This window comes from Dactylosporangium sp. NPDC006015 (genome assembly GCF_040614215.1).
GTDB classification, from domain to species: domain Bacteria; phylum Actinomycetota; class Actinomycetes; order Mycobacteriales; family Micromonosporaceae; genus Dactylosporangium; species Dactylosporangium maewongense.
In genome coordinates this window covers 73,696-99,973 of record NZ_JBEXUD010000027.1, presented here as the reverse complement: position 1 = coordinate 99,973, position 26,278 = coordinate 73,696, and the positions used below count along the sequence as shown (strand labels likewise).

General features: G+C 73.8%; 26 protein-coding genes. 14 read left to right on the top strand and 12 right to left on the bottom strand.

The annotated features are described in order from the left end of the window. The first annotated feature begins 36 nt into the window (after nucleotides 1–36). Nucleotides 37–861, top strand: a complete 825-nt coding sequence (locus ABZ321_RS36700; protein WP_354900083.1) for a DUF1963 domain-containing protein — start codon at nucleotides 37–39, stop codon at nucleotides 859–861. A 53-nt stretch (nucleotides 862–914) separates the two neighbouring features. Here the strand turns inward: ABZ321_RS36700 and ABZ321_RS36695 are convergent, their stop codons facing one another. The 5 genes from ABZ321_RS36695 to ABZ321_RS36675 all read right to left on the bottom strand — a co-directional run bounded on the left by ABZ321_RS36695 (nucleotide 915) and on the right by ABZ321_RS36675 (nucleotide 4,435). After that, nucleotides 915–1,877 (bottom strand): cellulose binding domain-containing protein, encoded by a 963-nt coding sequence (locus ABZ321_RS36695; protein WP_354900081.1) that lies wholly within the window; start codon nucleotides 1,875–1,877, stop codon nucleotides 915–917. 29 nt (nucleotides 1,878–1,906) lie between these two features. Next, nucleotides 1,907–3,232, bottom strand: a complete 1,326-nt coding sequence (locus ABZ321_RS36690; protein ID WP_354900079.1) for a sulfatase-like hydrolase/transferase — start codon at nucleotides 3,230–3,232, stop codon at nucleotides 1,907–1,909. Nucleotides 3,233–3,280: 48 nt separating this feature from the next. Further along, complete coding sequence (locus ABZ321_RS36685) at nucleotides 3,281–3,700, bottom strand: hypothetical protein (protein ID WP_344512738.1); 420 nt, start codon at nucleotides 3,698–3,700, stop codon at nucleotides 3,281–3,283. A gap of 164 nt (nucleotides 3,701–3,864) precedes the next feature. After that, a complete protein-coding gene (locus tag ABZ321_RS36680) occupies nucleotides 3,865–4,122 on the bottom strand; it encodes a YciI family protein (RefSeq protein ID WP_354900077.1) in 258 nt (85 codons plus the stop codon). A 25-nt stretch (nucleotides 4,123–4,147) separates the two neighbouring features. Then, a complete protein-coding gene (locus ABZ321_RS36675; protein ID WP_354900075.1) occupies nucleotides 4,148–4,435 on the bottom strand; it encodes a hypothetical protein in 288 nt (95 codons plus the stop codon). A 50-nt stretch (nucleotides 4,436–4,485) separates the two neighbouring features. On the opposite strand from ABZ321_RS36675, the gene ABZ321_RS36670 reads away from it, so the two are divergent. After that, entirely contained in the window at nucleotides 4,486–5,124 is a 639-nt protein-coding gene (locus tag ABZ321_RS36670) for a methyltransferase domain-containing protein (RefSeq protein WP_354900073.1), read from the top strand. Nucleotides 5,125–5,149: 25 nt separating this feature from the next. Here ABZ321_RS36670 and ABZ321_RS36665 read toward each other — a convergent pair whose 3' ends face one another. After that, nucleotides 5,150–5,857, bottom strand: coding sequence for a peptidylprolyl isomerase (locus tag ABZ321_RS36665; protein WP_354900070.1), 708 nt, complete (start codon nucleotides 5,855–5,857; stop codon nucleotides 5,150–5,152). Between the two features lie 97 nt (nucleotides 5,858–5,954). After that, a complete protein-coding gene (locus ABZ321_RS36660) occupies nucleotides 5,955–6,851 on the bottom strand; it encodes a GNAT family N-acetyltransferase (protein ID WP_354900067.1) in 897 nt (298 codons plus the stop codon). Between the two features lie 17 nt (nucleotides 6,852–6,868). On the opposite strand from ABZ321_RS36660, the gene ABZ321_RS36655 reads away from it, so the two are divergent. Next, the gene (locus tag ABZ321_RS36655; protein WP_354900064.1) at nucleotides 6,869–7,717 is read left to right on the top strand and encodes an ATP-grasp domain-containing protein; all 849 of its coding nucleotides are present in this window, start codon (nucleotides 6,869–6,871) and stop codon (nucleotides 7,715–7,717) included. Nucleotides 7,718–7,851: 134 nt separating this feature from the next. Further along, nucleotides 7,852–8,904, top strand: a complete 1,053-nt coding sequence (locus ABZ321_RS36650) for a tetratricopeptide repeat protein (protein WP_354900061.1) — start codon at nucleotides 7,852–7,854, stop codon at nucleotides 8,902–8,904. 141 nt (nucleotides 8,905–9,045) lie between these two features. Here ABZ321_RS36650 and ABZ321_RS36645 read toward each other — a convergent pair whose 3' ends face one another. Continuing rightward, on the bottom strand, nucleotides 9,046–9,552 hold the full coding sequence (locus ABZ321_RS36645; protein WP_354900058.1) for a GNAT family N-acetyltransferase: 507 nt from the start codon (nucleotides 9,550–9,552) through the stop codon (nucleotides 9,046–9,048). 98 nt (nucleotides 9,553–9,650) lie between these two features. Here ABZ321_RS36645 and ABZ321_RS36640 point away from each other — a divergent pair, with 98 nt between their 5' ends. From ABZ321_RS36640 to ABZ321_RS36630, 3 genes are all read left to right on the top strand, one after another. Further along, the gene (locus ABZ321_RS36640) at nucleotides 9,651–10,376 is read left to right on the top strand and encodes a DUF4261 domain-containing protein (protein ID WP_354900055.1); all 726 of its coding nucleotides are present in this window, start codon (nucleotides 9,651–9,653) and stop codon (nucleotides 10,374–10,376) included. Between the two features lie 10 nt (nucleotides 10,377–10,386). Further along, entirely contained in the window at nucleotides 10,387–11,121 is a 735-nt protein-coding gene (locus ABZ321_RS36635) for a dienelactone hydrolase family protein (protein WP_354900052.1), read from the top strand. A 67-nt stretch (nucleotides 11,122–11,188) separates the two neighbouring features. Continuing rightward, the gene (locus tag ABZ321_RS36630; protein ID WP_354900049.1) at nucleotides 11,189–12,040 is read left to right on the top strand and encodes a peptidoglycan DD-metalloendopeptidase family protein; all 852 of its coding nucleotides are present in this window, start codon (nucleotides 11,189–11,191) and stop codon (nucleotides 12,038–12,040) included. Nucleotides 12,041–12,474: 434 nt separating this feature from the next. Here ABZ321_RS36630 and ABZ321_RS36625 read toward each other — a convergent pair whose 3' ends face one another. After that, on the bottom strand, nucleotides 12,475–13,050 hold the full coding sequence (locus ABZ321_RS36625; RefSeq protein WP_354900046.1) for a hypothetical protein: 576 nt from the start codon (nucleotides 13,048–13,050) through the stop codon (nucleotides 12,475–12,477). Between the two features lie 430 nt (nucleotides 13,051–13,480). Here ABZ321_RS36625 and ABZ321_RS36620 point away from each other — a divergent pair, with 430 nt between their 5' ends. After that, entirely contained in the window at nucleotides 13,481–13,987 is a 507-nt protein-coding gene (locus ABZ321_RS36620; protein ID WP_354900044.1) for a hypothetical protein, read from the top strand. A gap of 106 nt (nucleotides 13,988–14,093) precedes the next feature. After that, nucleotides 14,094–14,930, top strand: coding sequence for an IS5 family transposase (locus tag ABZ321_RS36615; protein ID WP_354900041.1), 837 nt, complete (start codon nucleotides 14,094–14,096; stop codon nucleotides 14,928–14,930). 139 nt (nucleotides 14,931–15,069) lie between these two features. Here the strand turns inward: ABZ321_RS36615 and ABZ321_RS36610 are convergent, their stop codons facing one another. Next, complete coding sequence (locus tag ABZ321_RS36610; protein ID WP_354900038.1) at nucleotides 15,070–15,570, bottom strand: DUF4265 domain-containing protein; 501 nt, start codon at nucleotides 15,568–15,570, stop codon at nucleotides 15,070–15,072. A gap of 249 nt (nucleotides 15,571–15,819) precedes the next feature. After that, on the bottom strand, nucleotides 15,820–16,929 hold the full coding sequence (locus ABZ321_RS36605; RefSeq protein WP_354900036.1) for an NADAR family protein: 1,110 nt from the start codon (nucleotides 16,927–16,929) through the stop codon (nucleotides 15,820–15,822). 31 nt (nucleotides 16,930–16,960) lie between these two features. On the opposite strand from ABZ321_RS36605, the gene ABZ321_RS36600 reads away from it, so the two are divergent. After that, nucleotides 16,961–18,208: an ADP-ribosylation family protein gene (locus tag ABZ321_RS36600; RefSeq protein WP_354900033.1), complete on the top strand. Its 1,248-nt coding sequence runs from the start codon at nucleotides 16,961–16,963 to the stop codon at nucleotides 18,206–18,208. Between the two features lie 2 nt (nucleotides 18,209–18,210). On the opposite strand, the gene ABZ321_RS36595 is transcribed toward ABZ321_RS36600, so the two are convergent. Then, nucleotides 18,211–18,609 carry a hypothetical protein gene (locus ABZ321_RS36595; RefSeq protein WP_354900030.1) on the bottom strand — a complete coding sequence of 133 codons (399 nt, stop codon included), beginning with the start codon at nucleotides 18,607–18,609 and terminating at the stop codon, nucleotides 18,211–18,213. Nucleotides 18,610–18,668: 59 nt separating this feature from the next. On the opposite strand from ABZ321_RS36595, the gene ABZ321_RS36590 reads away from it, so the two are divergent. The 4 genes from ABZ321_RS36590 to ABZ321_RS36575 all read left to right on the top strand — a co-directional run bounded on the left by ABZ321_RS36590 (nucleotide 18,669) and on the right by ABZ321_RS36575 (nucleotide 26,261). Then, the gene (locus ABZ321_RS36590) at nucleotides 18,669–21,929 is read left to right on the top strand and encodes a BTAD domain-containing putative transcriptional regulator (RefSeq protein WP_354900028.1); all 3,261 of its coding nucleotides are present in this window, start codon (nucleotides 18,669–18,671) and stop codon (nucleotides 21,927–21,929) included. A gap of 89 nt (nucleotides 21,930–22,018) precedes the next feature. Further along, nucleotides 22,019–22,747, top strand: a complete 729-nt coding sequence (locus ABZ321_RS36585; protein WP_354900025.1) for a hypothetical protein — start codon at nucleotides 22,019–22,021, stop codon at nucleotides 22,745–22,747. Nucleotides 22,748–22,840: 93 nt separating this feature from the next. Next, nucleotides 22,841–23,386: an RICIN domain-containing protein gene (locus ABZ321_RS36580; RefSeq protein WP_354900022.1), complete on the top strand. Its 546-nt coding sequence runs from the start codon at nucleotides 22,841–22,843 to the stop codon at nucleotides 23,384–23,386. Nucleotides 23,387–23,477: 91 nt separating this feature from the next. Next, a complete protein-coding gene (locus ABZ321_RS36575; protein WP_354900019.1) occupies nucleotides 23,478–26,261 on the top strand; it encodes a BTAD domain-containing putative transcriptional regulator in 2,784 nt (927 codons plus the stop codon). The last annotated feature ends 17 nt before the right edge of the window (nucleotides 26,262–26,278 follow it).

Genomic DNA, 26,278 nt, shown 5'->3' with positions numbered 1-26,278 from the left:
CGGCGGTCCGGCCGCGGCCGGAGACGGACGGCGGGCATGACCGAGGTCCGTGACGGTGTCGATGGCGGCGACGATGAGGCGTTGTGGGCGGCGGTGATGGCGCATGCGCTGCCGTCGGTCCGCCTGACGCACAGCCCGGCGGACGGTTCGGCGTGCGGCCCGGCGTGCGGCCCGGCGTGCGGCCCGGCGTGCGGCTCGGTGTGCGGCTCGGTGTGCGGCTCGGTGTGCGGGGAGGGGCTTCGGGGCACGCGGCTCGGTGGGGTCGCGCTCGGGGACGAGCGGTTCGTCTGGCCGCGGACGGACGGCGGGCGGGCGCTGTCGCTGATCGTGCAGCTGGACTGCGACGAGGTCAACGAGGCCCTCGGGCTGGACGCGTTGCCGGCGGGGATGCTGTTGGCGTTCTTCTACGACGCCGTGGAGATGGGCGGGTGGGAGAACGACCCGAGCGACCCGCAGTGGTGGCGGGTCGTCATGGTGGACGCGGGGACCGCGGTGCCGGTGGCGGCGCCGGAGGGAGCCGCGACCTTTCCGGCGGTGGCCTGCGCGGGCCGGCGGGTGCTCACGATCCCGGACGAGTCGGAGGCGGTCGTCCAGCCGTTGTGGGAGCGGCAGCCCGCCGGGATGGATGCGCTGTACGGGAGAGCGGAGGCGCCGATGCACCGCGTCCTCGGCTGGCCGGAGTTCATCCAGGACCCCGCACGGCCGGATGACGGCGACTGGGTGCTGCTGCTGCAGGTGGACTCCGACAGCGTCACGGGGTGGATGTGGGGGGACGTCGGTCGGCTGTACTACTGGATCCGCCGGCAGGACCTGGCCTCCGGGGAGTTCGGGCGTGTCAGGGGCATCGTGCTGTGCCATTGAACGGAGGGCCGAGGGCGCGCGGCGGCGGTGGCGCGCGCCCCTGGACGGACGGGTCAGGAGCCGGGCGGCGGCGGGGGCGGCGGGTCGACGGCGATGCCGACCTGGGCGCGGGTGGAGAAGTTGCCGGCACCGTCGAAGGCGCGGACGGCGACGAAGTAGGTGCCGTAGCCGGTGTAGGGGACGTAGGCGGTGGTGTTCCCGACCAGGCTGATGACCGTGCCGTTGAGGGCGACCTCATAGCCGGCGACGAACTGGTTGTCGGTCGAGGCGGTCCAGACGACCGTCCAGGAGCCGTCGGTCACCCCGCGCAGCGCCAGGCCCGTCGGCTGGCTGGGGGCGGTGGTGTCCGGCGGCGTGCCCAGGCCCACCGTGGCGAAGGGGGAGCGGTTGCCGGCGGCGTCGATCGCCCGTACACCGAACGACATCACCATCGGTGGGGGCGTCGGCATGCTGTAGCTGGTGCCGGTGACTGTCGCGATTGGCGCGGTGGAGGTGTTGGAGTAGATCTCGTAGCCGGTGACGGCGCGGTCGTCGGTCGAGGGGGACCAGGTGAGCACGTACGAGCTGGCCTGCGCGGTGCCGCGCAGGTTGGTCGGGGTCGACGGCGGGCGGACGTCGCGCGACGGTGGGCGGCCGTCGCACGGGGCGGCGTTGAGCAGGCAGCCCTGCGGCGTGCCCTGGCCGGCGGCGACCCAGCCGAAGCTGGTCGACGCGCCCGGGGCGAGGCTCGCGTTCCACGACGCGCCGACGGCGACGTAGTGGCCGCCGGAGCGGGTCACCGTGGCGTCCCAGGAGCTGCCGATGGTCGTGCCGGCGGGCAGGTCGAACTCGACCCGCCAGGTCAGGGCGGTCGTGCCGCCGTTGGTGACGGTCATGCGGCCCACGTAGCCCGCGGGCCACGTGCTGTCCTGGGAGAACGCGGCCGTCGGGACGGTGGCGGCACCGGCGGCCACCGGGTTGAGCGTGATCGCGAGGATGCCGGCCACGACGGCCGCCCTCGCTAAGAATCGACTCATGTGAATGGACGATACGCGAGCGCCGCAACTCAGGGGCAGTCGCGGCCCGCGCAGGTCCGCTGGCGGGCGAGGGCGGCGGCGAGCGCGGGGCGGGTCGAGCCGTCCTGGAGCAGGTTGGTCAGCTGCCACGGGTCGCGGGCCAGGTCGTAGTACTCGCGGTCGGTGACGGTGAACGCGTCGTCGTAGATCTCCGTGTACCGGTAGCGTCCCGGCACCACCGTCGACGCCCACGACGGGATGCCCGCACCGTTGGCCGGGTCCCGCCAGTACTCCGTGAGCAGCGCCCGCCGGTCGCCGGGTGCCAGCAGGTCGCGCCCGTCCACCTGGAACGACGGGGTGAGACCGGCGGCGGCGAGCACCGTCGGGGTGATGTCGAGGTTCGCGGCCAGCCGGCGGTCGCTGCCGGCGGGGATGTGCCCCGGCCACGAGATCAGCAGTGGGACGCGCTCGGCCTGCAGGTACGGCATGAACTTCTCCGGCAGGCCGTGCTCGCCGAACAGCTTGCCGTTGTCCGACAGCAGGATGACGAGCGTGTCGTCCAGCTCACCGTCGGCCTTCAGGCGGCGCCGGATCGACTCGAGCGCGTCGTCGACGGAGCGCAGCGTCCGCAGCATCGCCTGCCGCTCGAGCACGCCCTCCTCCTGGGTACGGTTGAAGCGTCGCACGTACGCGGGCTTGTCGCCGCGGTCGGTCTCGCGGGTCGCGGGGTTGCCGTCCCACGGGTAGCTCACGCCGGCGTAGCGCGGCTCCGGCACCTGCGGCGCGTGCGGGGCGGTGAAGCCGGCGTAGATGAACCACGGTTGTCGGTCGTCGCGCTCGTACCGGTCGACGTAACGGCCGACCTGGTCGCCGATGAACGTGGTGGCGTAGGGCGCGCGGGTCTCCAGCCCGTCGACGACGAAGTCCGCGCCGGTGTACCCGCCGCCGGTCAGTGCCCAGTCGTCGAAGTGCGGCGGCCGTCGCGCGATGTCCCAGGCGTTGAAGAGCTTGCCGACCGCGGCCGTGCGGTATCCGGCGGTGTGCAGCTCGTGCTGCAGCGACCGGTTGCGGTCGAACCGGCCGACCGCGCCCTGCTGCGTGACGCCGTGGTTGTGCGCGTACCGGCCGGACAGGATCGTCGCCCGGCTCGGGCAGCAGCTCGGCGTGCTGACCATCGCGTTCGGGTACTCCCGCCCGTGGTCGCGCAGCCACGCCAGCGCCTTCGGCATCGCGAACGTCTGCCCGGTCCGCGCGTCGTCCATGAGCAGCAGCAACACGTTCGGCCGACCCGTCGGCGCCGCCGCCCGTACATCATGGGCGGGCGCGACCAGACCGGCCGCCGCCACCACCGCCACGGCCCACGCCGCCACCCGCACCGCGCACTCCTGGTATCCGCTCCAACACGCTGAGATACAAGTTAGCCGCTACGGGACGGCCGGGTGGTATTCCCCGTGATACATGCCGAGGAAGGGCGCGACCAGCAGCGCGACCTGCGTGGCGAGGAACCAGGCGACGGCGAGGGCGGGCACCGCCAGCAACGCGAGCGCCGGCGCCGTCCGGGCGGCGGCGACGACCCGGTCGAGCCGCGGCGAGTCGACCCCGGCCACCGCCACCAGCACGAGCAGCACGGCCGCCGCGCCGAACAGCAGGGACAGCGCCGCCCCGGCGTACTGTGCCAGCCACGCGAACCCGTTGTGCAGCCAGCCGAGATCCAGCGGCGCGTCCACGCCGTCGAGTCGCGCGCCGCGCCACCACCCGGGCCCGTACCTCGCCAGCAGGAAGTACGTGACGGCGGCGACGGCCGACAGCACCGTCGCGCCCCGACCGGACTCCCGCGCCGCCATCGCCACACGTTACCGCCGGACGGTGCCTCCGAACGGGTCGCTGTGCACCAGGTGCACGAAGGGATGCGAGCCGAGCGGGGTGGCGCCCTCACGGACGGGTGCGGCGGCGAGCCGGTCGCCCAGTCCCCGCCTTCGGCCTGCCCGTCGACCGTTCGTCGTGACGGTCAGCGGAACAGCGGGACCCACTCGTGGCGGCGCACGATCGTCACGCCGGGCGCGCGGTAGTACGGGTCGTCGTCGATGATCGCCTCGAACTCCTCGGCGGTCACGTCGAAGAGCAGCAGCGCGCCGGTCTCGTCCGAGTACGGCCCGGCCATCACCACCCTCCCGGCCTCGTGCAACACCCGCAGCCGTTCCCGGTGCGCGGGCCGCACCGCCAGCCGGTCGGGACTCCCGTCGAAGGCAAGCTCAAGCAGGTACACGCGGCCATCGTAGGGGAGGACCCGCTCATCGTTCGGGGGAGGTGGCGCGGACCTGCCGGAACGCGTCCAGCCACTGGCGCACCCGCTCGTCGGGGTGCAGGTACGGGCCGTCCGGGACGATCCGCGTGTCGACGCCGGACAGCATCGACAGCGCCAGCCACACCACCTGGTCGGCGGCGACACCCGCGTCGGGGCGCGCGTGCCAGGGCGCCGCCCACGCGGCCACGTCCTCGCGCGACCGGGTGCCGTCCAGCACCGCCACGAAGCACCGTTCGAGCTCCGAGCGGGTCGGCCGTGGCGCCGGCGTCGTCATGCGCCCCAGCGTCGCAGACGGCGTCCACCCCGGGCGGCTAAGGTTCGTCCGTGGATGCGAAGACCGATGAACTGCGAGCCGCCCACGACGTCCTTGCCGAGCTCTACGCCGACAACCTGACCGGCGAGCTGGACCGGATGCCGGTCGAGCGGGCGGTGCTCGGCCTGTTCTGCGAGCTGACCCTCGCCGCCGACCTCGGCCCCGACGTGGGCGACGTCGGCTGCGGCACCGGCCGGCTCGCCCCCTACCTGTCCGCCCAAGGCCTGTCCCCGCACGGCGTCGACCTGTCCCCGGAGATGGTCAGGGTTGCCCGGCGCGACCACCCGGGCTTCCCCTTCTCCGTCGCCGACCTGCGCGACCTGCCGTTCGCCGACGCCTCCCTCGCCGGCGTCGTCTGCTGGTACTCGCTGATCTTCCTCGCCCCCGAGGACCGCTCGCCCGCCTTCGGCGAGCTGTCCCGCGTCGTCAAGCCGGGCGGCCACCTGGTGACGGCCTTCAAGGACGGCGACGGCACCCTCCGCCGCGCCGGCCGCACCGCCGGCGTCGAGTTCGACGCGTACTGGCTCCCCGCCGACGAGATGGAGCACCGCCTCGCCACCGCCGGCTTCACCACGCTCTTCCGCGCCACCCGCCCCGCCGAACAGGGCGAGTCGACCCCCCAGTCCTACCTCCTCGCCCGCCGCACATGAGACACGTGCTGCCGGCGCCGGTGTGTCAGACGTAGGCGACCGTCACGTGTTGCAGGGTGAGGGTGAGCTTCGGGGTGCCGTCGCCGTGGTAGCTGGTCTCGGGGACGACGCCGGCGGCGGCGACCTGCTTGACGATGTCCATGCCCTTGGTGACGATGCCGATCAGGCTGTAGTTCGCGGGGATTCCCGGGTTGTCGGCATAGTTGATGAAGAACTGGCTGCCGCTGGTGCCCGGGTCCTCCCAGCGGGACACGGCCACCGTGTCGCGGAGGTAGCCGGCCTTGGGGCCGAGGTTCTCCTCCGCGTACTGGTACGCGGGGCCGCCCGTGCCGGTGCCGGACGGGTCGCCGCATTGCAGGATGGACAGGCTTTCCGTGGTGCCCAGGCGGTGGCAGGGGCTGCCGTCGAAGAACTGCTTGCCGGCCAGGTAGGCGAAGCTCGCCACCGCGCACGGGGCGACCTTGGCGTCCATCGTGATCTCGATGGTGCCGAGGTTGGTCGTCAAGGTCATGGTCGCGATGGTGCCGCTGGGGACCGTGGCCGGCGGTGTGCCGACGTCCTTGGTGATCACCTGGTTGCCGGGGCGGACCGGGGACCATCGGCACTCGGCAGTGGCGGCCGGCGACGGTGCCGCGGGCGTGGCGACCCGCCGGGCGGCCTGCGGCTGGCCGGTGCAGCCGGCCATGCCCGCCGTGACGAGCAGCGCGGCGAGCGCCTGGGTGAGTCGCTTCACGGCTGGTTCCTTTCGGAAGCGCGGCGCCGTCCGCCGCGACCCTTCCGACCATGCGGGCATCCGTCGTTGTCCGGTAGGGGCGACGCCCCTCGGGCGGTCAACTCCGGACAACCCCGGTGATGCCGAAGTTCGCCATGTCGACGACGGGGCGGTAGCCGAGGGCGGCGTAGATCTTGTTGGAGGTGGGGTTGGCCTGGTCGGTGAAGAGGCAGACGCGGTCGCCGGTGGACTGGAGGTGGCGGGAGACCTCGGCGACGGCGTTGCTGGCCCAGCCGTGGCCGCGCTGGTCCGGCGGGGTGTAGACGGGGGCGATCCTGACCACGCCGTACGTGGGTGCGGTGGCGCCGACGAGGCTGACCGGCCGGCCGGTGCCGTCGAGCCAGAACCAGAGCAGGCCGTCGTCGATGCGGCGCAGCAGCTCCTGGCGGTCGGGCATGGCGTGCATACCCGTGCCGCGGGGGCGACCGGCCTGCTCGTCGGCGTCGCCCATGAACGCGGTGACCCACTCGACGACCAGGTCGACGGCGGAGGCGGGGACCGGGGCCAGGCGGCCCGGCGCGGGGCGCGGCGGGACGAGCTCGCCGAGCACGTGCAGCCGGGTGTGGATGAGGACCTCGGCCCGGCCGCCGGTGAGGCGGGCCAGCTCGGCGGCGCACACCTGCGAGGCGGGCAGCGAGCCGTTGACACCCAGGGTCTCCTCGCCGCGGGCGTGCAGCGCGCGGGCGAGCTCGACCGCGGCGTCCGGCGGCATCGGCAGCAGGTACAGCGGATGCGGCGCCATCGGGGCGGTGCGCATGCCCGCCCCGACCACCGCGCCGGAGGTGTCGCGTGCGACGAGCCACCAGAAGTGCGCGGGCGGGCCGCCGTCGGGCCAGGTGCGGGGCTTGTGCGCGTTCGCGGTCACGACGGTGTTCAGGACGGGGTCGGCGGCCAGGTGGTCCCCGGCCGCGGCGAGGAACTCGGCGGCGTCGGCGGTGAACTCGAGTGTGACCATCCGCGTACGGTATCCAGATGTCGACGATGGTGTTGGTACCGGCGGATCCGCTGCGCTCCCGCCGACCCGACGGGCACTTCGCCCCGGAGGCCGGTGCCGCCCGCGAGGCTGGCCTGGACGTGGCGGTGGTGGACCACGACGCGTTGAGCACGCCGGACGGGGCGCGGCGAGCCGTGGCCCGCGTCGAGGCGGGCGAACGGCAGGCCGTCTACCGCGGCTGGATGCTGCGCTCCGAGCAGTACGCGGCGTTCGCCGGGGCCCTGCGGGACCGTGGCGTCACGTTGCGGACCAGCGCCGCGCAGTACCGGCAGGCGCATGAGTTCCCCGGCTGGTACGCCGCCCTGGCGGACGTCACCCCACGCTCGGTGTGGACGGCCGGCGACGGGCGCGAGGCGTTCGAGCGGGCCGCGGGCGACCTCGGTAACGGCGCGGCGGTCCTGCGCGACTACACGAAGTCGATGAAGCACCACTGGCACGAGGCCGCGTTCATCCCCGACCTCGCCGACACCGCCGCGGCGTGGACGGTCGCGCAACGGTTCCGGGAGCTGCGCGACGACGAGTTCACCGGCGGGTTCGTGCTGCGTCGGTTCGAGGAGCTGAGCAAGGCGGAGGTCCGCACCTGGTGGGTCGGCGGCGCGTGCAGGCTCGTCGGCCCGCACCCGGACACGCCGCACGACCTGCCGCCCGCGGATCTCGACCTGGCCGCCGTGGCGCCGCTCGTCGCCGTGCTGGGCCTGCCGTTCGTCACGGTCGACCTGGCGCTGCGGTCCGACGGCGTGTGGCGGGTCATCGAGCTCGGCGACGGTCAGGTCAGCGACCGGCCCGGCACCGTCGACCCGGAGGAGTTCGTCGCGGCCGTGGTGTGACGCCACACCGCCCTCGCGGGCGGCCGCCCTCGCGAGATCGACCGCCGTCGCCCTGCTGCGGACCGGACAGCGTCGGTGGCGGATGTACGACGCAGCCGTCGGCCCACGGCAGCACCGGCGGTCATGATGACCCGATGCGGAGGCGGCGCGACGGTGTCCTGACGGTCCTGGTGGCGCTCGTCGCCGGCGGCACCATCGCGTGCCTCGTCGCCGCGCTCGTCGACGGCCTCGGCCCGTGGGTACTGGCCGTGGTCGCGCTGCTCGCCGCCGGCGTCGCCTGGCTGAAGTGGCGCGAGGTGCGGGCCCGCCGGGCGGAGCGGCGCACCGAGGACGCCGTCCACGACTTGTACACCGACGCCCTCGACCGGGCCGGACGCGGCGACCACGCCGGCGCCGCCACCCGCCTCGCCGGCGCGCTCCGCCGGGGCGGCGGGGACCTCACCGCGGAACTCCAGCAGTGCCTTGCCGCCGCCCACCTCGCCCTCGGCGAGACCGGCCGGGCCGTCGCGGTGTGGCGCGAGGCGTACGAGCTGAACCAGCGCGAACAGGGCGACGACGCGCCACCGACGATCGCCGCCGCCAACGGCCTCGCCGCGGCGCTGCTGACGCACGGCGACCGGGCCGCGGCGGCCGCCCGCTACCGCGACACCCTCGAACGCTGCCGGCGGCTGCTCGCCGCCGCCGACCCGGAGACCGTCGCCGCCCTGAACGGCGTCACCAGGACCGACCCCGTCCCGCGCCACGACACGGTCGCCGCCCTGTACGAGGACCTGTTCGGCGCGTCCCACCCGGACGCGTGCATCGCCCGGCGCCAGTCCGCCCCGCAGGACCCCGCGACCGCCCACCTCGCCACCGGCGACCTGCGAGCCGCCCGCACCCTCTCCGAACAGGCCGCCACGACCCCGCCGGCTCTGAACGACCTGGCGATGGTGCTGCGCGAGCAGCGCGATCTGATGGGCGCCTACCGCGCCTACGAACGGGCCACCGAGCTCAGCGATCCCCTCGACCCGCACCACCTCGCCGCGCTCGCCGGCCTGACCCGCATCATGCTGCTGCAGGGCGACGAGACCAACGCCACCGCCGCACTCACCGACCTCGCCGAGGCGTACGCCACGCGGTACGGACCCCACCACCCCGAAACAACCGCCGCCCGCCGCAACCTCGCCCGCCTCACACGCCCCGCGTAGCGGCGGCCATGGCATCGCCTCGGCGGTCCGCGGTACGAGCCGAACCAACCCTCGCATCGGGGGGCTTTCCGCGGACGAACGTCAGGACGGGAGAGATGGCTCAGCTGCTGTGCAACCGCACCCAGTGCCACCGAGACCCGGTCACTGGAGGGACTTGCGGAGCCAGTGGCCGGCGTACGGGCTGTCGTTGAACGCGGGCACCTCGTGGAAGCCGTGGCGGGTGTACAGGGCGCGGGCCTCGACCAGGTCGGTGCGCACGTCCAGCCGCAGGGACGTGACACCCTCGGTGCGGGCCTGCTGCTCCACGACGGTGATCAGCCTCGCGCCGAGGCCCTGCCGGCGGACCTTGTCCGAGACGTAGACCCTGGTCAGCTCGCCGACGCGGTGGCCGGCCTCGGTGACGTACCGCAGGCCGATGCAGCCGGCGACCGTGGTGCCGACGGTCGCGACCCAGAACCAGCCGGTCGGCGGCTGCAGGTCCTCGTCGGGGTCCTCGGAGAGGATCGTGTCGACCTCCACCTCCGTCATCGGGCGGTCGTAGTACCGCCCGCCGATGTCGTGGTAATAGGCGCGCAGCGCCTCCCGCGCCCGCGGATGCGCCGGTGGCACCACGGTCACGGCCAGGCGGGTCTCGGAGACGGCGGTCACCCGGCCATCATCGGCCGGGCCGCCACGCGCCGCCATCGCATTCCCGGCGGCGCCGGCGTGGCATGATGCGAGCCACCCCGACGAGCCCGAGGGACCCGATGAGCGCTGGACTGGCGGCGGAGCTGTGCTACACCGGCGCGGTGCGCCTGCGCCCCTCGCCGACCACGTTGCGGCGGTACTGGCCGTCCGCCACTCTCACCGACGGCACGAGCCGCGGCGGCGGGTACATGGTCGGCTTCCCGGAGCTCACCGCGCCCGACCCGATCCGGCTCCTGGTCAGCTTGGGGCGGCCGGCGGTGTCGCAGGGCCGCCGGGACCTCGCCCACACCCGCGGCTGGGCGGAGGCGGCGGAGGTGATGGCCGGGGTGACACGCACGGTGACGGTCACCGAGATCTTCGGTACGTCGTTCGCCCCCGCCGACCGGGTGCGGGCGTTCACCGCCGTCGTGCGTACCCTCGCCGACGACACGGCACCGGTCGCGGTCTGGTGGCCGTCGAGCCGGCTCGCCACGCCACCCGGCTCCGAGGTGGGCGTGGTCAACGTGCGGCACCACGACGTCACCGGCCGGTACGTGCTGGACACCCTCGGGCTCGGCCCGCTCGGCCTGCCCGACCTGCAGTGCGTGTGCGGGGCGCTCCCGCCGGAGGCCCTGACCGCGTACCTGGCGGCGACCGCCTCCTCGATGATCGACGGCCGCGGCCTGAAGGCCGGTGACGTCGTGCCGGGCCTGACCCCGCACCAGCGGTGGAAGGTCGAGGCCGGACCCGCGTTCGCCGCTCCGGAGCGGCCGGTCCTGACCATCACGCCGGACGGCGCCGCGTAAGGTCACCGGCATGAAGCTGCGTGAGGACGAGGTGTCGGTGCCGGCGCCCGGCGGGCCGGTCCGGGCCGTCGTGCTGCGGCCCTCCGGCGACGGCCCGTTGCCGGGCGTCCTGCTGTACACCGACATCTTCCAGCTGACGGAGTCGACGCTGCGGACCGCGCGGCGGCTCGCCTCGGCCGGCTTCGTCGTCTGCGTCCCCGAGATCTACCCGCACGGCGACCTGGCCGGCGTCGCGCTCGAGTTCGACGACGCGGGCAAGCAGGCGGGCCTCGCCGGCGCGGCGGCCACCACGACCGCCTCGTTCGACGCCGACCGGGTGGCGGTCCTGTCGTACCTCGACGGACGCCCCGACACGACGACCCTGTTCGCGACCGGGTTCTGCATCGGCGGGCACCTCGCGTTCCGGGCGGCGTTCGACCCGCGCGTGGCCGCGACGGTCTGCTTCTACCCGACCGGCCTGCACAACGGTGCGCTCGGCGCCGACCCCGACGCCGGCACCCTGGGCTCCCTCGCCGAGATCCGGGGGCGGCTCATGCTCGTGTTCGGCTCGCAGGACCCGCACGTGCCCGCCGACGCCCGCCTGCAGATCATCGCCGCACTGTACGACGCTGGCCTGCACGACGCGGAGCTGCACGTCTACGCCGGCGGCGAGCACGCGTTCATGCGCGACGTCGGCCCGCGCCACGACCCGGTGCTCACCGACCAGGCGCTGACGGCGGCCATCTCCTTCTTCACCACGCTGTAGCAACCGTCCCGCACCCCGCCGCCCGCACGCTTACTTGTGACGTGACCGGCGACGGACGGAGTGGTGCATGCGACGGCAACTGACGGTGCTGGGTCTGACGGGCGCCGCCCTGGTGGCGTTCGGCTCAACCGCGCTCGCGGCCTCCTCGTCCGTGCCGGGCACCGTCTCCTCGGGCAAGGTGAAGCTGGCGGTGCGCTCCGCCCCTACGCCCGCGGCACCCGCCGCCGGCAGCCTGCGCAACGGCGCGAAGCTGTCGCTGGTCTGCTCCGTGCGGGGCCCGAAGACGAAGGGCCGCGTCCGCACCACCGACCGGTGGGACCGGCTCACCAGCGGCGCCTACGTCTCGGACGCCTACGTCTCCCGCCGCAAGACCGTCCCCGCCTGCCCCACCCCGGCGCCTTCCGCGTCGCCGTCGGTCACACCATCGGCCACGCCGTCTTTGATCGTGCCGCCCACGGGCGCCGTGCCCGTCGGCACCTGGGTCAACCCCGTGCCGGGCAAGGGCACCAGCGGCTTCCGCACCGTCTCCCGCCCCACCCACGACGGCATCGACATCATGGCCGCCCGAGAGACCCCGATCCGCGCCGCCGCCGACGGCACCGTCATCACCGTCGTGTGCAACACCTCCGGCCCGTCCTGCGACGTCGACGGCTCACCGAGCATCAAGGGCTGCGGCTGGTACGTCGAGATCCAACACGCCGGCGACATCGTCACGCGGTACTGCCACATGGTCCGCCAGCCCGACGTCACCGTCGGCCAGCAGGTCACCGCCGGCCAGACCATCGGCCACGTCGGCACCTCCGGCAACTCCTCCGGCCCCCACCTGCACTTCGAGGTCCACTACGGCCGCCCCGCCACCCGCCTCAACGCCATCGACCCCGTCCCCTTCATGAGGACCGCCGGCGCCCCCGTCGCCTGACGTCACTCGTGTAGGTTCTCGATGAATCTTGCACTTTCTCATCGATCTGTCACTCGGTCTGTCACTTTGCGACATTCCGTTGAGAAGCGCTCGGCGCGGCTCGGGCGTTCGATATTCCTTTCGGTCGATTATTCGGCCATGTCTGTCAAGTTGGAAGACCGCCTGTCGTCGGTGCAGGTGAGGTACTGTCCCGCTGTTGGTGACGACCTGGTTGGTGCCCCGCTTGGCAGGGTGTCGCCAGCGGAGCTGTTCGCGGCCCGGCCCGTGCGTGAGTTCCGGTGGTACAAGGGGCGCACGTTCTACTCGGGTTGGTATTGGTCGGCGACGACTGGCGGGCTCGTGGCCTACGAGAGTCGTCTGGAGTTGGCGCGGGTCCTGCTCGCGGCCCCGCCAACGCCAGCAGGGCAGCCGACATGACGGCAGAACATGCGTCCTCAACTCGGCAATTGACAGTCCTGCGCCACAATCTCCTTCCAGGTCCCGACCAACTCGACCTTCACCTCCACCGACCGCCGCTCGCCGTCGGCCGCGACCACCACCAACGCAAGCGGCAGCGGCTGCTGCTCGACGCCGGCGGCACACACAACCACCACGCTCGCGGGGAACCGCGCAGCCCCAGCCGCAGCGACCCGCTGCTGACCCCACACCCGAAAGTTCCCGCTCGCAGGACCCGAGACCTCCACCGGCAGCGGGCCACCGTTCGCGACCGCCACGCTTCCCTCCATCGAGACCCGGCCGTTGGAGCCCGTGGTCGTCGAAAGATCCGCTACCGCAACGAACAACGAAACGCGCGCAGAATCCAGCTTTCGCTGCTCCCACCGCGTCCAAGCGCGTCCGAACGCCGCGCCGATCAACCCGCCTATCAGGACCAGCACCACGACGCCAGACGCGGACACCCGCAACGACGTCCAACGCCGCCGCAGCCCAACTGGCCGCCGCGACAACGGATCATCGACCAAGTCAAGATCAATATGCCCGCTCGGGCGAGCTTGGCTTTCCAGACCATCCACCGGCAAACACTATCTGGAACCCGCCGCGCAGCGACCATCCCGAATCGCCGCGACCAGCCCGAGGCGCAATCTTCAGAACCCCCACGCCACCACCTCGAAGCCAAGACATCCCGAGCGGCGCGGTGCAGATCTTGAGGAACTCGCCTGGCCCAACGCCCGGCAACTACGCACCCTGCCCCAGTGCCACCCGAACCGCGACATGCAACGCCAACCAGAAAACGACAGACCGATGAGAAGCCGTGTGTAAGAGCGTGTTTGAGAAGTGCTCTAGTTTGGCCGGCGAGCCTGCGTAACCGCCAGCGTCGATGCCGCCAAGGTGGCCGGATGTCTCGGCTGCGGCGCTGCCCATTGAACCTGATCGAGGAGCAGGTCTCGACCCGCCTGGCCGATCTCGTCGGACGCTTCCGTACCCGACGCTGTACCTTGTCTCGTGGCCTACTTCGCGGACCTGACGCCCTATGCGTACTCGTACAGGGATCACGACACCATCTGGTACGAATGGGGCAAGCTGGACTACCGCCCGCAGTACGAGCGGCGCAACGTCGGCTGGCTGGACGCGTCACATCCGTTCGACCGGGGCCCGGGCCCGGACTGGTTCGCCGGCGCGTTGCTCGACGTCATCGGCGACCCGTGCGTCAACTTGTCGCGCGGCGGCCACGACTGCGAGTTCTGCCCGCCGGGCACGGACATCATCACCGATCCGCGGCTGGGCCGGGGGTGGCTGGCGGTTGACGAGATCAGGGTGCCGGCCGGGCCGGGCGTGATGTTCGCGGCGCCGTCGCTGGTCTGGCACTACGTCACCGCGCACGACTACCGGCCGCCGGCGGAGTTCGTCGAAGCGGTGCGGCGATACGACGCCGGCTGGGCCACCGAGCCGGGCCCCTGGATCCCGCCCGACGCGGAGCGCACCGTCTGGAAGAACCGCACCGCCGGGTAGCCGGCGTCAGCACGACTCCGCGACAACGCCCCCCAGCAGGTCGGACACGTGTGGGGCGGCGGCGCGCCGGCGTGACTACCGATGTCGATGCCGCCATGGTGGCCGGATGTCTCGGCTGCGGCGCTACCCTTCGGACCTGACCGATGAGCAGTGGGCGCTGGTGGAGCCGCTGCTCCCGGCGCCGAAACAGGTTGGCCGGCCGGAGAAACATCCACGTAAGTCCATTGTGGACGGCATCCTGTACGTGGTCCGGACCGGCTGCGCCTGGCGGTACCTGCCGGCGGACCTCCCACCGTGGCAGACCGTGTACTGGTACTTCAAGCAGTGGGAAGAGGCAGCGGTCACCGAGACGATGCTCACCACGCTGCGGGAGCAGGCACGGGTACAGCAGGGCCGCAACCCCCAGCCCAGCGCAGGAATCATCGACTCCCAAAGCGTCAAGGGCGCCGACACCGTCGGCCGCGACAGCCGCGGCTACGACGCTGGCAAGCGCATCAACGGCCGGAAACGGTTCATCGTCACCGACACACTCGGTCTGCTCGTCGTCGTAGTCGTGCTCGCCGCCAGCGTCCAGGACCGCGACGGGGTCAGGACCACCCTGCTGAGCACGTACCTGGCCACACCGATCCGGTTCGTCTACGCCGACGGCGCATTCGCCGGCAAGCTCGTCGAGTGGGCCGCGACCATCGTCCGCACCACCCTGCACATCGTGCCCAAACCCGCAGATCAGCGTGGCTTCGCCGTCATCCCCCGCCGCTGGTGCGTGGAGCGCACCCTGGCCTGGCTCACCACCCACCGCCGCCTGGCCCGCGACTACGAACGCGACCCAGCCACCTCCGAAGCCATCATCCGCTGGGCCGCCATCAGCACCATGAGCAGCCGCATCGCCCGAGGCCGACCAGCCACCCGCCAGGAACGCTGGCGCTGGCCCGACGACAAGTAAGCCACTTCTCAAACACGCTCTAAGACCCAGGTCGGCAGACATCAGCTCGACAAGATCATCCGGAACCTGCAGCCACTCCTCCGAGGGGACGGTCCCGCTTCGCCTGGCCCGCGCGACCCCGGTAGTTGAACGCGTCGGCCTACGCGTTCCACCAGCGGTCAGTGCCGTAGCTCACCTCGTACTTCCACCAGCCGTTCGACTCGCCCTCCACCAGCACCCGCTTGATCTCTCCGAAGTCGGCGTCGACGGGCACGTCGAACGCCACCAGCGGAAACTCCGCGCTGAAGACCTCGCCGCCCAGGTCGAAACGCTTGAACGCGGCGTGGACGGCCTGGGCGCTCGGGCCCAGCGGCCCGGAAGGCACCGGAAGCACACGGACAACGCAATGTCCGGATGCCCGCACCCGTCCGGTCGCCCACCGCACACCTTCGGCGTCGGTCCCGAACCGGACGACGTCACCTTGCGCAACACCGTTCTGCAGGAACGCCACGTTGTCCACCCGAGCCGTGTCCTCGCTCAACCGGGTTGCCCACAAGCCTTCGGTGTCATGCGGCAACCAGCCCTCGCGCGGCACGAACTTGAACCAGATCTTGATCGCGTCGCCCGCAGGCCGCTCGTGCGGCACGGAATCCGTCGTCACACCCGACATGATCCGCGACCGGTGCCTTCTCAGTGCTGCTGCGCCTTCACTTTTTCCCACTGCTTGGTGAGGGCCTCGTGGAAGTGCTTGTTGAAGTCGTCGGATCCCGGGAGGTTGCCCGGCCACGAACAGCCTGACCTGCGCGTCGGTGCACCACGGCCCGAGCTCCAGCCTCGACCAGGGCGCCGTCGCCGCCGCGGGCCACGGCGGCGCCTCGACGACCGGACGCATCGTGATCACGGCGCGGGACTACCCGGCAGCTGGGGAGGAGTCGAGGAAGCCGGCCCGCTCGGCCACGAGCTCCGACCGGACGAGTTCCAGCAGGCGGCCGACCCAGTTCCGGGTGTCGGGGCCGCCGCCGTGTCCGAAGGAGTCGCTGCCGTAGTCGATGCGGGCGTCGCCGGTCGCCACGAGGACGTCGGCGAGGGCCGGGTGCTGGGTGAACTTCGCCCGCAGGACCGTGTGCATCGCGGCGGCGCGGACGAGCGGCCAGTCCGGGCGCAGCGGCGCGGTCCTGGCGGTCCGTTCCGCGAGCATCGCCGTCGCCGCGGCGCGGATCGCGTGGCCGGACGCCTCGTCGGTGGTGGCGAGGGCCCAGTACGCGTGCACCGCGCTGGCGTACGTCGACCCGGCGACGGTGACCGGCACCGGGTACTCGTTGCGCAGCCACTCGATGTCCGGCGCCTGGGGCCAGGTGCCGGGGAGCCGTGCCAGCATGACCGTGGCGTCCTGCGGGCCGTCGACGGAGCGGCCGCCGTGCCGCTGGGCCGCCGCCCTGGCCCGGTCGGCGAAGTACTCGTCCGCCTGCGCGTGCATCGCCGGGGTGACGACCGTGCCGCGGGGTGTGGGCTCGCCGACCTGGGTGCACAGCACCTGCAGCGGCCAGTCCTTCGCGTCCATGTCGCCCAGGGCGAACATCCGCAGGTGTTCCGGGACGGCCAGGTACGCCTCCCGCAGCGCCACCCGGTCCGCCTCCGTCCGCGTCTCCAGGTAGCGGTCCAGCGCCTGCCGGCAGCGGCCGGTGGAGTCGGGCCGGTCGTTGAGCTCGTCGATCAGGTCGGCGACCTCACCCAGGAGGCCCTCGGCGGTCACCCACATCTCCGGCTCCTCGATCCGCCAGTCCGCCAGCTCATGGGCGCTGGCCTCCGCGCCGGGCTCGAGCCGCGTGGCGACCCAGCCGGACGCCAGCTTCTCGCGCAGGCCGTCGAGGTCGACCCAGCCCCAGCAGTCGATGACGCCGTCGGCGAAGACGAACAGCTCGGTCAGGAAGTACGTGTCACCGTTGCGGATGAAGATGGGCCGCCAGGTGCCTTCGATCCGTTCGCCGTCGACGAAGCGGTACGTCCTCCTGAGCGCCACCGGCGAAGTGTACGGCCGTAGAGTGCGGTCCGTGACCAGCGAAGCCATGCGGCTCATCGGCTACCGGAAGTTCGACGACGACGGTGTCACGCTCACCGCGCTGTCGGAGCCGGCGCACGTCGACGGGCTCGGGCTGGTGGTGCGGGTGTCGCTCTACGACCAGCGGACCTACAGCGGGCCCACCGCGACCGTCGTGCTCGGTGACGACGCGGGGGAGCGGGTCGCGGCGGCGGTGGCGCGGCTGGAGGTGCCCGGCGCCGTCAGGGCCGCGCTCGGCGCGTCGCTCAGCGAGACGCTCGGGCTCGACGAGGCGCGGTTCGACGAGTCGATGTTCGCCCCGACGGAGGCCGACGAGGCCCGCCGGTCCGCGTCACTCGACGTCATGACCGGATTGTTCCCCGCCGTCGAGCAGCGGTTTTCGCAGGTGTACGGCCTGCGCCTGCCCCGGCACGTCGCGGTCCTCGCGGCGGCGCTGCACAGTCTCGGCGACCACGAGCGCCGGGCGTTGCAGTCGCTCGGGCTGTCGGGCTGGGGCGTCCTGGACTACTTCGCCGACGGCGGACTGGAGCGGGCCGGCCGCGACGGGCTCGACGAGCGGCTGCACTGCCGGTTCCGCCGCGACCCGGCCGAGCTGGTGACGATCCTCGGCGGCGGCAGCGACGGGCTGCATTACGGCCTCTGGTACGACGACCCGGCCGAGCTGCCCTCGTTCGTCGCCTACAACTACGCGAGGGACTCGGCGGAGACGTGGACGGCGAAGGCCCCGACGGGCCTCGCCCAGATCCGCCGCGTGCTCGACGACGCGCTCGACGACGACGAGGACCCCGAGCGGTACTGGACGCTGTACCCGCTGCGGGCCGTGCTCGACTGGTTCGACGCGGCCGACGCCGCAGCGTGCGCGGCCGACGGACCGCCGCGCTGGGCCGACGCGCAGCGGCCCCCGGGCGGCGTGACGCTCGGCGCGGTGCTCCCGCCGGGCAGCGGCGACCCGCGCGTCGGGGAGATGGAGGCGCGCCACGACGCGTACCGCGGCGACGAGGAACGCACCCGCGGCTGGATCGCCGAGGCGACGGCGGAGCTCGCCGCCGGCAGGCCCGCGTTCGCGCTCGTCCTCGGCCGGGAGCTGCACTGGCTGGACGCCGACCGGTACCGGCGGGAAGCCGTCGAACTGCTCGCCGGCGCCTACCGCGCGCTGGGCCGGGACGCCCTGGCGGGCATCGCCGAGGTCCACGCCGCCAACCGTGACCTGCCGTCGGTCGACGTCCTGCAGCCGCGCTGACGTCACCGGTCTTCGAGACGCTGCCGCCACCAGGCCCGCGCGTGCCGGGGGCCGCGGGCGGCGGCCCACGGGTCGGGCAGCGTCTTGCGCAGGAACTCCTCGTCCAGCGCCGCGACGAGGCGCCGCAGCTCGCGGGCGGCGTCGCGGGGCAGGGCGTGCAGCGCCGCCTCGAGGATGTCCCGCTGGAAGCTGATGTCGCAGCTCGGGCTGGGGCACTGGCCGGCCAGGTCGATCCAGCGGCCCGCCTGCCGGATCTCGCGCCGGTAGGTGCGGAGCGCGCCGCCGACATCGCCGATGCGGGGGCGCAGGGCCTGGATCGCCGCGTTGGCTCGGCTCGACAGGCCGTCGATGGTGGGCGTCCGCGGTGTCACGCGGCCGGCGCCCGGGGCGTTACGCGCCATGCGCCTTTCGGAGTCGTCGCATGCGACCCATTGTGGCACAACGCTATGCTCGACCGGTCATGTCCGGGAGCGTGCGGTTCGCGATACTCGGGCCGCTCCTGGTGTCCCGCGACGACGCGGCCGTGCCGGTCGGCGGTCCCAAGCAGCAGGCGCTGCTGACCCTGCTGCTCCTGCGACCCAACCGGGTGAACAGCACCGGCTGGCTCACCGACGCGCTGTGGGACGGCGACCCGCCGCCGAGCGCACAGGTCACGCTGCGCAGCTACGTCGCCGCGCTGCGCCGGGCGCTCGAGCCGGGCCGCGGCGCGCGGGCGCAGGGCACGGTCGTGGTCGGCCACGCCGGCGGCTACGAGCTGCGCGTGCCGCCCGAAGCGGTCGACGCCGCCGAGTTCGTCGCGCTCGCCGAGGCGGGCGCCCGGGCCCTCGCCGCCGGTGACCCTGCCACCGCCGAACGCGACTACACGCGGGCCCTCGCACTCTGGCGCGGCGACCCGCCCGCCGGGGACCTGTCGGCCGTCCACGCCGAGGTGGCCAGGCTCGCCGAGACCCGCCTGGCGGTCGAGGAGGGCCGCTGCACCGCCGCCGTCGCCGCGGGACGGCACCACGCGGTCCTGCCCGACCTGCGGCGGTTCGTGGCCGAACAACCCGCCAGGGAGTCGGCGCGCGGGCAGCTGATGCTCGCGCTGTACCGCGCGGGCCGGCAGACCGAGGCCCTCGCCGTCCACGACGAGGGCCGCCGCTTCCTGGCCACCGAGTTCGGCGTCGAGCCGGGCGCGGCGCTGCGCGAGCTGCACCACCGGATCCTCAGCCACATGGTCCCCGAGGCCGGGCCGACCGTCCACATCGGACACGAAGGCGCGCCGGCCGGTTTCGCCGGGCGGGAGGCCGGGTGGGAGGCGCGGCCGGCCGGTTTCGTCGGGCGGGTCGCCGAGCTGGCCGTCCTCGGCGAGCATCTCGGGGCGGCGCTGCGCGGCGGCGGGCGGATGGTCGCCGTCGTCGGCGAGGCGGGCATCGGCAAGACGACCCTGGCCACCGCCGTCACCGACCGGGCCGCGGCCGCCGGCGTCCCCGTGGCGTGGGGCCGCTGCCCCGCCGTCGGGCAGGCGCCGCCGTTCTGGCTGTGGAGCCAGATCGTGCGCGGACTGCTCGCCCTCCCGCACGCCGAGGCCCCCGCGGCGGCCCTCACCGGGTTCGTCGGCGGACCGTCCACGGTGGACGTCGCACCCGATCCCGCGGCGAGGTTCCGCGCCTATGAGGCGGTTTCGGCGTTGGTACGAGCGTCCGCCGCCCCCTCCGGTCTGGTGCTCGTCCTCGACGACCTCCACGCGGCCGACCCGGACTCGCTGCTGCTGACCCGGTTCCTGGCCGCGACCGTCCACACGGGACGGACGCTCGTGGTGGCGACGCTGCGCCCGTACGAGCGCGACCCCGCCCTCGTGGAGACCCTCGACGACCTCGCCCGCGGCGCCGGGTCCGGGCAGCTGCGCCTCGCCGGCCTCGACCCCGCCGGGGTCGCCGACCTGGTCGCGGCCCGCACCGGCGCACCCGCGCCGGACGACGTGGTGCGGCGGCTCGCGGAGCGCACCGGCGGCAACCCGTTCTTCCTCACCGAGGTCCTCGGCGCGCCGGGGGAGCGGCTGCCGCCGAGCGTCCGCGACGCCGTGCGGCTGCGCCTGGACGGCGTCCGCGACGCGGTCACCCGCGAGTGCCTGGACGTGCTCGGCGTCGCCGGACGGGACCTGGAGCTACGGCTTCTCGCCGCCGTGACCGGCGCCCCCGCCGCCGAGCTGCTCGCCGGCCCGGCCGCGGCGCAGCTGGTCACGGAGGCCGGCCCCGGCGCGGTCCGGTTCCGGCACCCGCTGTTCGCCGAGGTCGCGTACGCCGAGCTGCCCGCGGCGCGACGGGCCGCCCTGCACGCCCGCCTGGCGTCCGCGGCCGCCGACCCGTACCCCGGCGCGCTCACCGCGGGCGAGATCGCGTTCCACTATGGACGGTCGATCGGCCTGGGCCACGCGGGCGACTTCCTGCGCTGGACGGTGCGCGCCGCCGACGACGCCGCGCGCCGCCTCGCGTACGAGGACGCGCTCGCCCACCTGGCCCGCGCCACCGACCAGCTCGCGCCGCACGCCGCCACGTCCCCTGCCGAGGCCGCCGCCGAGTTGGACGTGCAGCTGCGCCGGGCGGCGCTGCTGCAGATCACCGTCGGCGTCGGCAGCGACGCGGTCGCCGAGGCGGCCGCCCGGGCCAGGTGGCTGCTGCCGTACACGGGCACCGGCACCGACGTCCGCGCCGCGCTGTGGACGCTGGGCGAGGTCGCCTGCAACCGCGCCGAGTACACGGTCGCCGAGGACCTCGCCCGCCAACTGCTCGCCTCCGCCCCATCCGCGGGGGCGTCAAACGACTCCGGCGCGCCCGCGGAGGAGCCGCTCGGTGCGGACGCGCCTCCGCGCGAGCCGCTCGGTGCGGGCGCGCCTCCGCGCGAGCCGCTCGATGCGGGCGCGCCTCCGCGCGAGCCGCTCGGTGCGGGTGCGCCTTCGGACGAGCCGATCGGTGCCGGCGCGCCTTCGGACGAGCTGCTCGCCGTCGCCGGCCCGTACCTGCTCGGCGTCGCCTGCTACTTCACCGGCCGCCTCGCCGAGGCCGACGAGCACCTCAGCACCGCCGTCGACCGGCTCGCCGCCGTCGACCCCCGCCACCTGCGCTCGCAGGCGGGCCGCACCCCGGCCCTCGCCGCGTACAACTTCCGTGCCCTCGTCCGCTCGCTGCGCGGCCTGCCCGCCGCCGCCCGGGAGGACCTGTCCTCGGCCGCGGCACTCGCCGAGCGCTGCGACGACCCGTACGGCCGCGCCAACGCCGCCCTGTACGCCGCCTGGACCGCCCTGCAGGAGCACGACGTCCCCGCCGCCCTCGCCGCCGCCCGGCGCTGCCGCGAGATCGGCACCCGCCAGGGCATGCCCCACTTCGTCACCACCGGCGACTTCGTGGCGGCCTGGGCGGCTGTGCACACCGGTACACCCGCCGCCCTCGCCACGATGCGCACCACCGGCGAGGCGATCCACCGCCTCGGCCTGCGCGCCACGAGGACCATCTCCATCGCCGCCATGGCCGACGCCCACCTCGCCGCCGGCGACCGCACCACCGCCGCCACCCTCGCCACCGAAGGCCTCACCGCCGCCGCGGCCATGGGCGAGCAGGTCCTCACCGCCGAACTCCTCCGCGTCCGCGCCCTCGCCACCGCCAACCAGGAAGACCTCCACACCGGCGCCGGCATCGCCACCACCCAGGGTGCCCTGCTTCTCCTACACCGCTTCCGGCGCTGACCCGGCCGGCGAAAACGGTCAGGCAGTGGCGGCACCGCCGTCGTCGACGACTGCTGCGACCTCGTCTTCCTCGGGTACCCTCGCACCCCATGACCGACGTCGTCGCGTTCTGCGGTCTGCCGTCCAGACCATGGCTGAACCGGGCGCTTGGCCTGCGGCGCCTCTCCAGGGCGGCGGTGGAGTTCCTGACGCTGGAGGCCACCGATCCGCAGACCTGGCGGGCCGGACCGTGGCCGTGGTCGCCGTGGACGTTGAAGGAGCAGGTGCTGCGGACCTTCATGGTCCTGGGCGCGCCTCCGGCCGCGGCGGCCTCCCTGCGGGACCTGATCGTCGGCGCGACCGGCAGGCAGCATCGGTGCAAGGACCACCGGTACTGGGACCTGGCCCGCACCCTGGACGGCTCCGCGCTGCGCGCCCAGCTCCTCGACGCCGCCACAGACCAGGCGGAGTCCACGAGGTTGCGGGCACGGTTCGTGCTGTGGCTGCTGGAGCATCCACAGCACCGCACCGACGGGCGCGGCTGGTGGCAGTGGCTGCGCACCGAAGGCCGCCCGCTGCCCGACCGTCTCGCCCGGCTGAGCGTCGGCTCTCTGCGCCGACCCGCTGACGCCGCCGCCGCGCTCATCGGCGTGCCGGCGCCGGACGTGGCCGTGGTGCTCGAGTCGCTGGAGTTCGGTCCGGCGATCCAGATCGTGGCGCTGCTCGAACCGGCGGTGGCGGCCGGCGCGCTGTCCGGCATGGACCGGCTCCGCGCCGCCCAGACCCTACGCCGCCTCCCGGCGCCCGCTGCGGCGGCGATCCTGCGGCACCTGGCGTGAGCGGGGTTTCAGCAGCGTTTCAGGGGTGCCGGTCAGCCTTCTGGGAGATCGGCCGGGTGGGTCCGGCCGGCGGAACCAGACGGAGGTAGGACCATGGAAGCAAAGCGCAGCGCCGGTTGGCGGGTTGTCGTCGTGCTCGCGGCGGCGGGTGCCGTACTCTTCGGGGCGGCGACCAGTGCGTCGGCGGCGACACAGCAACAGGCGGCGCAGGTCGCTGCGGCGCCGAGGCTGGTGATCCTCGCGCAGGACGGCGGGGCCAGGCTGCTCGACGCGCACGAGATCGCCTCGCAGGACTACAACGTGGTGACCAGGCCGTACCAGACGGACAGCACGCAGAAGTGGTGGCTGACGGACGTGGGCGGTGGGCTGTACACGCTGCAGCAGGCCAGCAGTGGGCGGTTCCTCGACGCGCACGAGATCGCGAGCCTCGACTACCGGGTCGTGACGCGGCCGCGGCAGACGTTCGACAACACCCAGCTGTGGCGGCTGCAGGACTACGGCGGCGCGTTCTACACGGTGCAGCAGGTGAGCAGCGGCCGGTACCTCGACGCGTACGTGTCCAGCGCGCAGGACTTCCGCGCCGTCACGCGGCCGTGGACGGGTGCCAACTCGCAGGTGTGGCGGATCGTGGGCGCCTGATACCGGCTGTCAGGTCACCGACCGACGGGTCCCTCCACCACCGCACCTGCGGCTACCGTTTACCGGTCGTTGAAGGGGTGTGGGGGACACGATGCAGGTCAGGCTCCTCGGGCCGATCGACGTGACGCAGGCCGGGGTGCCCCGCGAGGTGCCCGGACTGCGCCGCAAGGCGGTGCTCGCGGCGCTGGCGGTGGGCCGGGGTGAGGTGGTCAGCACCGACCGGCTGATCGACGCCGTCTGGGGTGAGGACCCACCGGCCACGGCGATGAACACGTTGCAGCGGCACGTGTCGTACCTGCGGCAGGTGCTGGGCGGGCGGGACACCATCGTGGCCCGTCCGCCCGGCTACGTGCTGGCGCTGCCGGGCGACGACGCCACCGACGTCGCGGTCGCCGAACGGCTCATCCGGCAGGGGACCGCGCAGGGTTCCGCGCAGGGTTCCGCGCAGGGCGAGCACGCCGAGCGGGTGCGCGTGCTGCAACAGGCCCTCGCCCTGTGGCGCGGCAAGCCGCTCGAGGACATCGCCGGCCAGACCGGCCTCGACGCGGAGGCCGAGCGGCTGGAGGTGCTGCGCCTGCACGCCCAGTCGGCGCTCGCCGAGTGCCGGCTGCAGCTCGGCGAGCACGCGCAGCTCGTGCCCGACCTGGAGCGGCTCACCCGCGACCATCCCCTCGACGAGGGGCTGCACGGGCAGCTGATGCTCGCGCTGTACCGGTCGGGCCGCCCCGCCGACGCGCTCGCCACCTACCAGCGGCTGCGGCAGGCGCTCGCGACCGAGCTCGGGCTGGACCCGGGCCAGCACCTCCGCGACCTCGAGGCGGCCGTGCTGCGGCAGGACCCGGCGCTCGACCTGACCGCGTCGCGGGTCACCGCCGCCGCACCCGCCGCGCCGGCGCAGCTGCCGCTGGCGGTGCGCGGGTTCGCCGGCCACGCGGAGCGCCTCGCCCGGCTGGACGCCCTCGTGCAGGAGGCGGCGGCAGCGCGGACCACGGTCGTCTGTGCCGTGTCCGGCCCGCCCGGCGTCGGCAAGACCAGTCTCGCGGTGCACTGGGCGCACCGGGTCGCGGACCGGTTCCCCGACGGTCAGCTGTACGTCAACCTGCGCGGCTTCGACCAGCGCGGCGCCGTGATGGACCCGGCGGAGGCGCTGAGCGGCTTCCTGCACGCGTTCCGGATGCCGCGGGAGCAGGTCCCGGCCGGGCTGGACGACCGGGCCACCCGGTACAGGAGCATCCTGGCCGGCAAGCGGGTCCTCATCATCCTCGACAACGCCCGCGACGCAGACCAGGTCCGCCCGCTGCTGCCCGGCGCGCCCGGCTGTCTGGTCCTGGTGACGAGCCGCAACCAGCTGACGCCGCTCGTCGCGGCCGAGGGCGCGGTGCCGCTCGCGCTGGACCTGCTGACGGCGGGGGAGGCGCGCGAACTGCTGACCCTCCGGCTCGGTGCGGCCCGGACCGCCGCGGAGCCCGCCGCGGTCGCGGAGATCGTGCAGCGGTGCGCGCGGCTGCCGCTCGCGCTGTCCATCGCCGCCGCGCACGCCGCGACCCGTCCGGGCACGTCGCTCGCCACGCACGCGGCCCAGCTGCGTGACACGGCCGGCGGACTGGACGCCCTTGACGGCGGCGACACGAGCACCGACGTGCGGGCGGTGTTCTCCTGGTCGTACCGCGCGCTGACGGACGATGGGGCGCGGATGTTCCGCCTGCTGGGCCTGCACCCGGGCCCCGATCTCGGCGTGCCGGCCGCGGCCAGCCTCGCCGGCGTCGGGCTGCCGCGGGCGCGGGCGCTGCTGGCCGAGCTCGTCGAGGCGAACCTGCTCACCGAGCACACGCCCGGCCGGTTCCGCTTCCACGACCTGCTGCGCAGCTACGCCGCCGAACAGGTCTCCGCGGACCGGGCCGCCGCCGTCCTCAGGATGTTCGACCACTACCTGCACACCGCGCACGCGGCGGTCATGCAGCTGGACACCGGCCGCCCGCAGACGCGGCTGCCGCGCCCCGCCGACGGCGTCACGGTCATCAAGGTCCGCGGCGGCGACGAGGCGATGGCGTGGTTCACCGCCGAGGACGCGGTCCTGCTCGCGGCCGTGCACGGCGGCGCCGCCGAGGGCCTCGACGAGCACGTGTGGCGGCTCGCGTGGACGCTGACCACGTACCTCGACTGGCTGGGCCGCTTCGACGACCTCATCGCGACTTCCACCGCGGCCCTCGCGGCCCTGCTGCGCGTCGGCGACGTCCTCGGCCGCGCGCACGTCCACCGCGACCTGGGCCGAACCCTCGCCCGGCTGGGCCGCTTCGACGAGGCCGCGACGCACCTCGACCAGGCCATCGACCTCTACCGTTCCCTGGGCGACCCGGTCGGCCAGGCCCGCACCCACCACAACATCGGCTGGATGCTGCAGGTCCAGCAGCGGCACCGGGAGGCCCTGACCCACAGCGAGCAGGCGTTCGACCTGTTCGAGGCGGCGGGTGACGTACTGTGGCAGGCCCGCACCCTGAACGCGGCCGGATGGCTGCACGCCCAGCTCGGCGACCACCGGCGGACCCTGGACCTCTCCGGCCGGGCGCTGCAGCTGCTGCAGGAGGTCGGCGACCGGCACGGCGAGGCGGGCACGTGGGACAGCCTCGCCCTCGCCCACGACCATCTCGGCGACCACCAGCAGGCGACCCGCTGCTACGACAAGGCGATCCAGCTCTTCGAGCAGCTCGGTGACCGCGCCACCGCCGCCGACGTCCTCGTCGCCGCCGGCGACCGCCACCACGCCGCCGGCGACGGCGCCGGGGCGGCCATGTCGTGGCGCCGCGCCCTCCAGCACTTCGAGGCGATCGGCGACCCCCGCGCCGGCGACGTCAACCGGAAGCTGCAAGCGGTCTGAGGCGCACGCTCCGGCGG

Bases quoted from the DNA above. Each gene is read 5' to 3' on its own strand.
- ABZ321_RS36700 (WP_354900083.1), top strand. From the start codon at position 37: ATGACCGAGGTCCGTGACGGTGTCGATGGCGGCGACGATGAGGCGTTG.
- ABZ321_RS36695 (WP_354900081.1), bottom strand. From the start codon at position 1,877: ATGAGTCGATTCTTAGCGAGGGCGGCCGTCGTGGCCGGCATCCTCGCG.
- ABZ321_RS36685 (WP_344512738.1), bottom strand. From the start codon at position 3,700: ATGGCGGCGCGGGAGTCCGGTCGGGGCGCGACGGTGCTGTCGGCCGTC.
- ABZ321_RS36675 (WP_354900075.1), bottom strand. From the start codon at position 4,435: ATGACGACGCCGGCGCCACGGCCGACCCGCTCGGAGCTCGAACGGTGC.
- ABZ321_RS36660 (WP_354900067.1), bottom strand. From the start codon at position 6,851: ATGGTCACACTCGAGTTCACCGCCGACGCCGCCGAGTTCCTCGCCGCG.
- ABZ321_RS36655 (WP_354900064.1), top strand. From the start codon at position 6,869: ATGTCGACGATGGTGTTGGTACCGGCGGATCCGCTGCGCTCCCGCCGA.
- ABZ321_RS36650 (WP_354900061.1), top strand. From the start codon at position 7,852: ATGCGGAGGCGGCGCGACGGTGTCCTGACGGTCCTGGTGGCGCTCGTC.
- ABZ321_RS36640 (WP_354900055.1), top strand. From the start codon at position 9,651: ATGAGCGCTGGACTGGCGGCGGAGCTGTGCTACACCGGCGCGGTGCGC.
- ABZ321_RS36635 (WP_354900052.1), top strand. From the start codon at position 10,387: ATGAAGCTGCGTGAGGACGAGGTGTCGGTGCCGGCGCCCGGCGGGCCG.
- ABZ321_RS36630 (WP_354900049.1), top strand. From the start codon at position 11,189: ATGCGACGGCAACTGACGGTGCTGGGTCTGACGGGCGCCGCCCTGGTG.
- ABZ321_RS36615 (WP_354900041.1), top strand. From the start codon at position 14,094: ATGTCTCGGCTGCGGCGCTACCCTTCGGACCTGACCGATGAGCAGTGG.
- ABZ321_RS36595 (WP_354900030.1), bottom strand. From the start codon at position 18,609: ATGGCGCGTAACGCCCCGGGCGCCGGCCGCGTGACACCGCGGACGCCC.
- ABZ321_RS36590 (WP_354900028.1), top strand. From the start codon at position 18,669: ATGTCCGGGAGCGTGCGGTTCGCGATACTCGGGCCGCTCCTGGTGTCC.
- ABZ321_RS36585 (WP_354900025.1), top strand. From the start codon at position 22,019: ATGACCGACGTCGTCGCGTTCTGCGGTCTGCCGTCCAGACCATGGCTG.
- ABZ321_RS36580 (WP_354900022.1), top strand. From the start codon at position 22,841: ATGGAAGCAAAGCGCAGCGCCGGTTGGCGGGTTGTCGTCGTGCTCGCG.
- ABZ321_RS36575 (WP_354900019.1), top strand. From the start codon at position 23,478: ATGCAGGTCAGGCTCCTCGGGCCGATCGACGTGACGCAGGCCGGGGTG.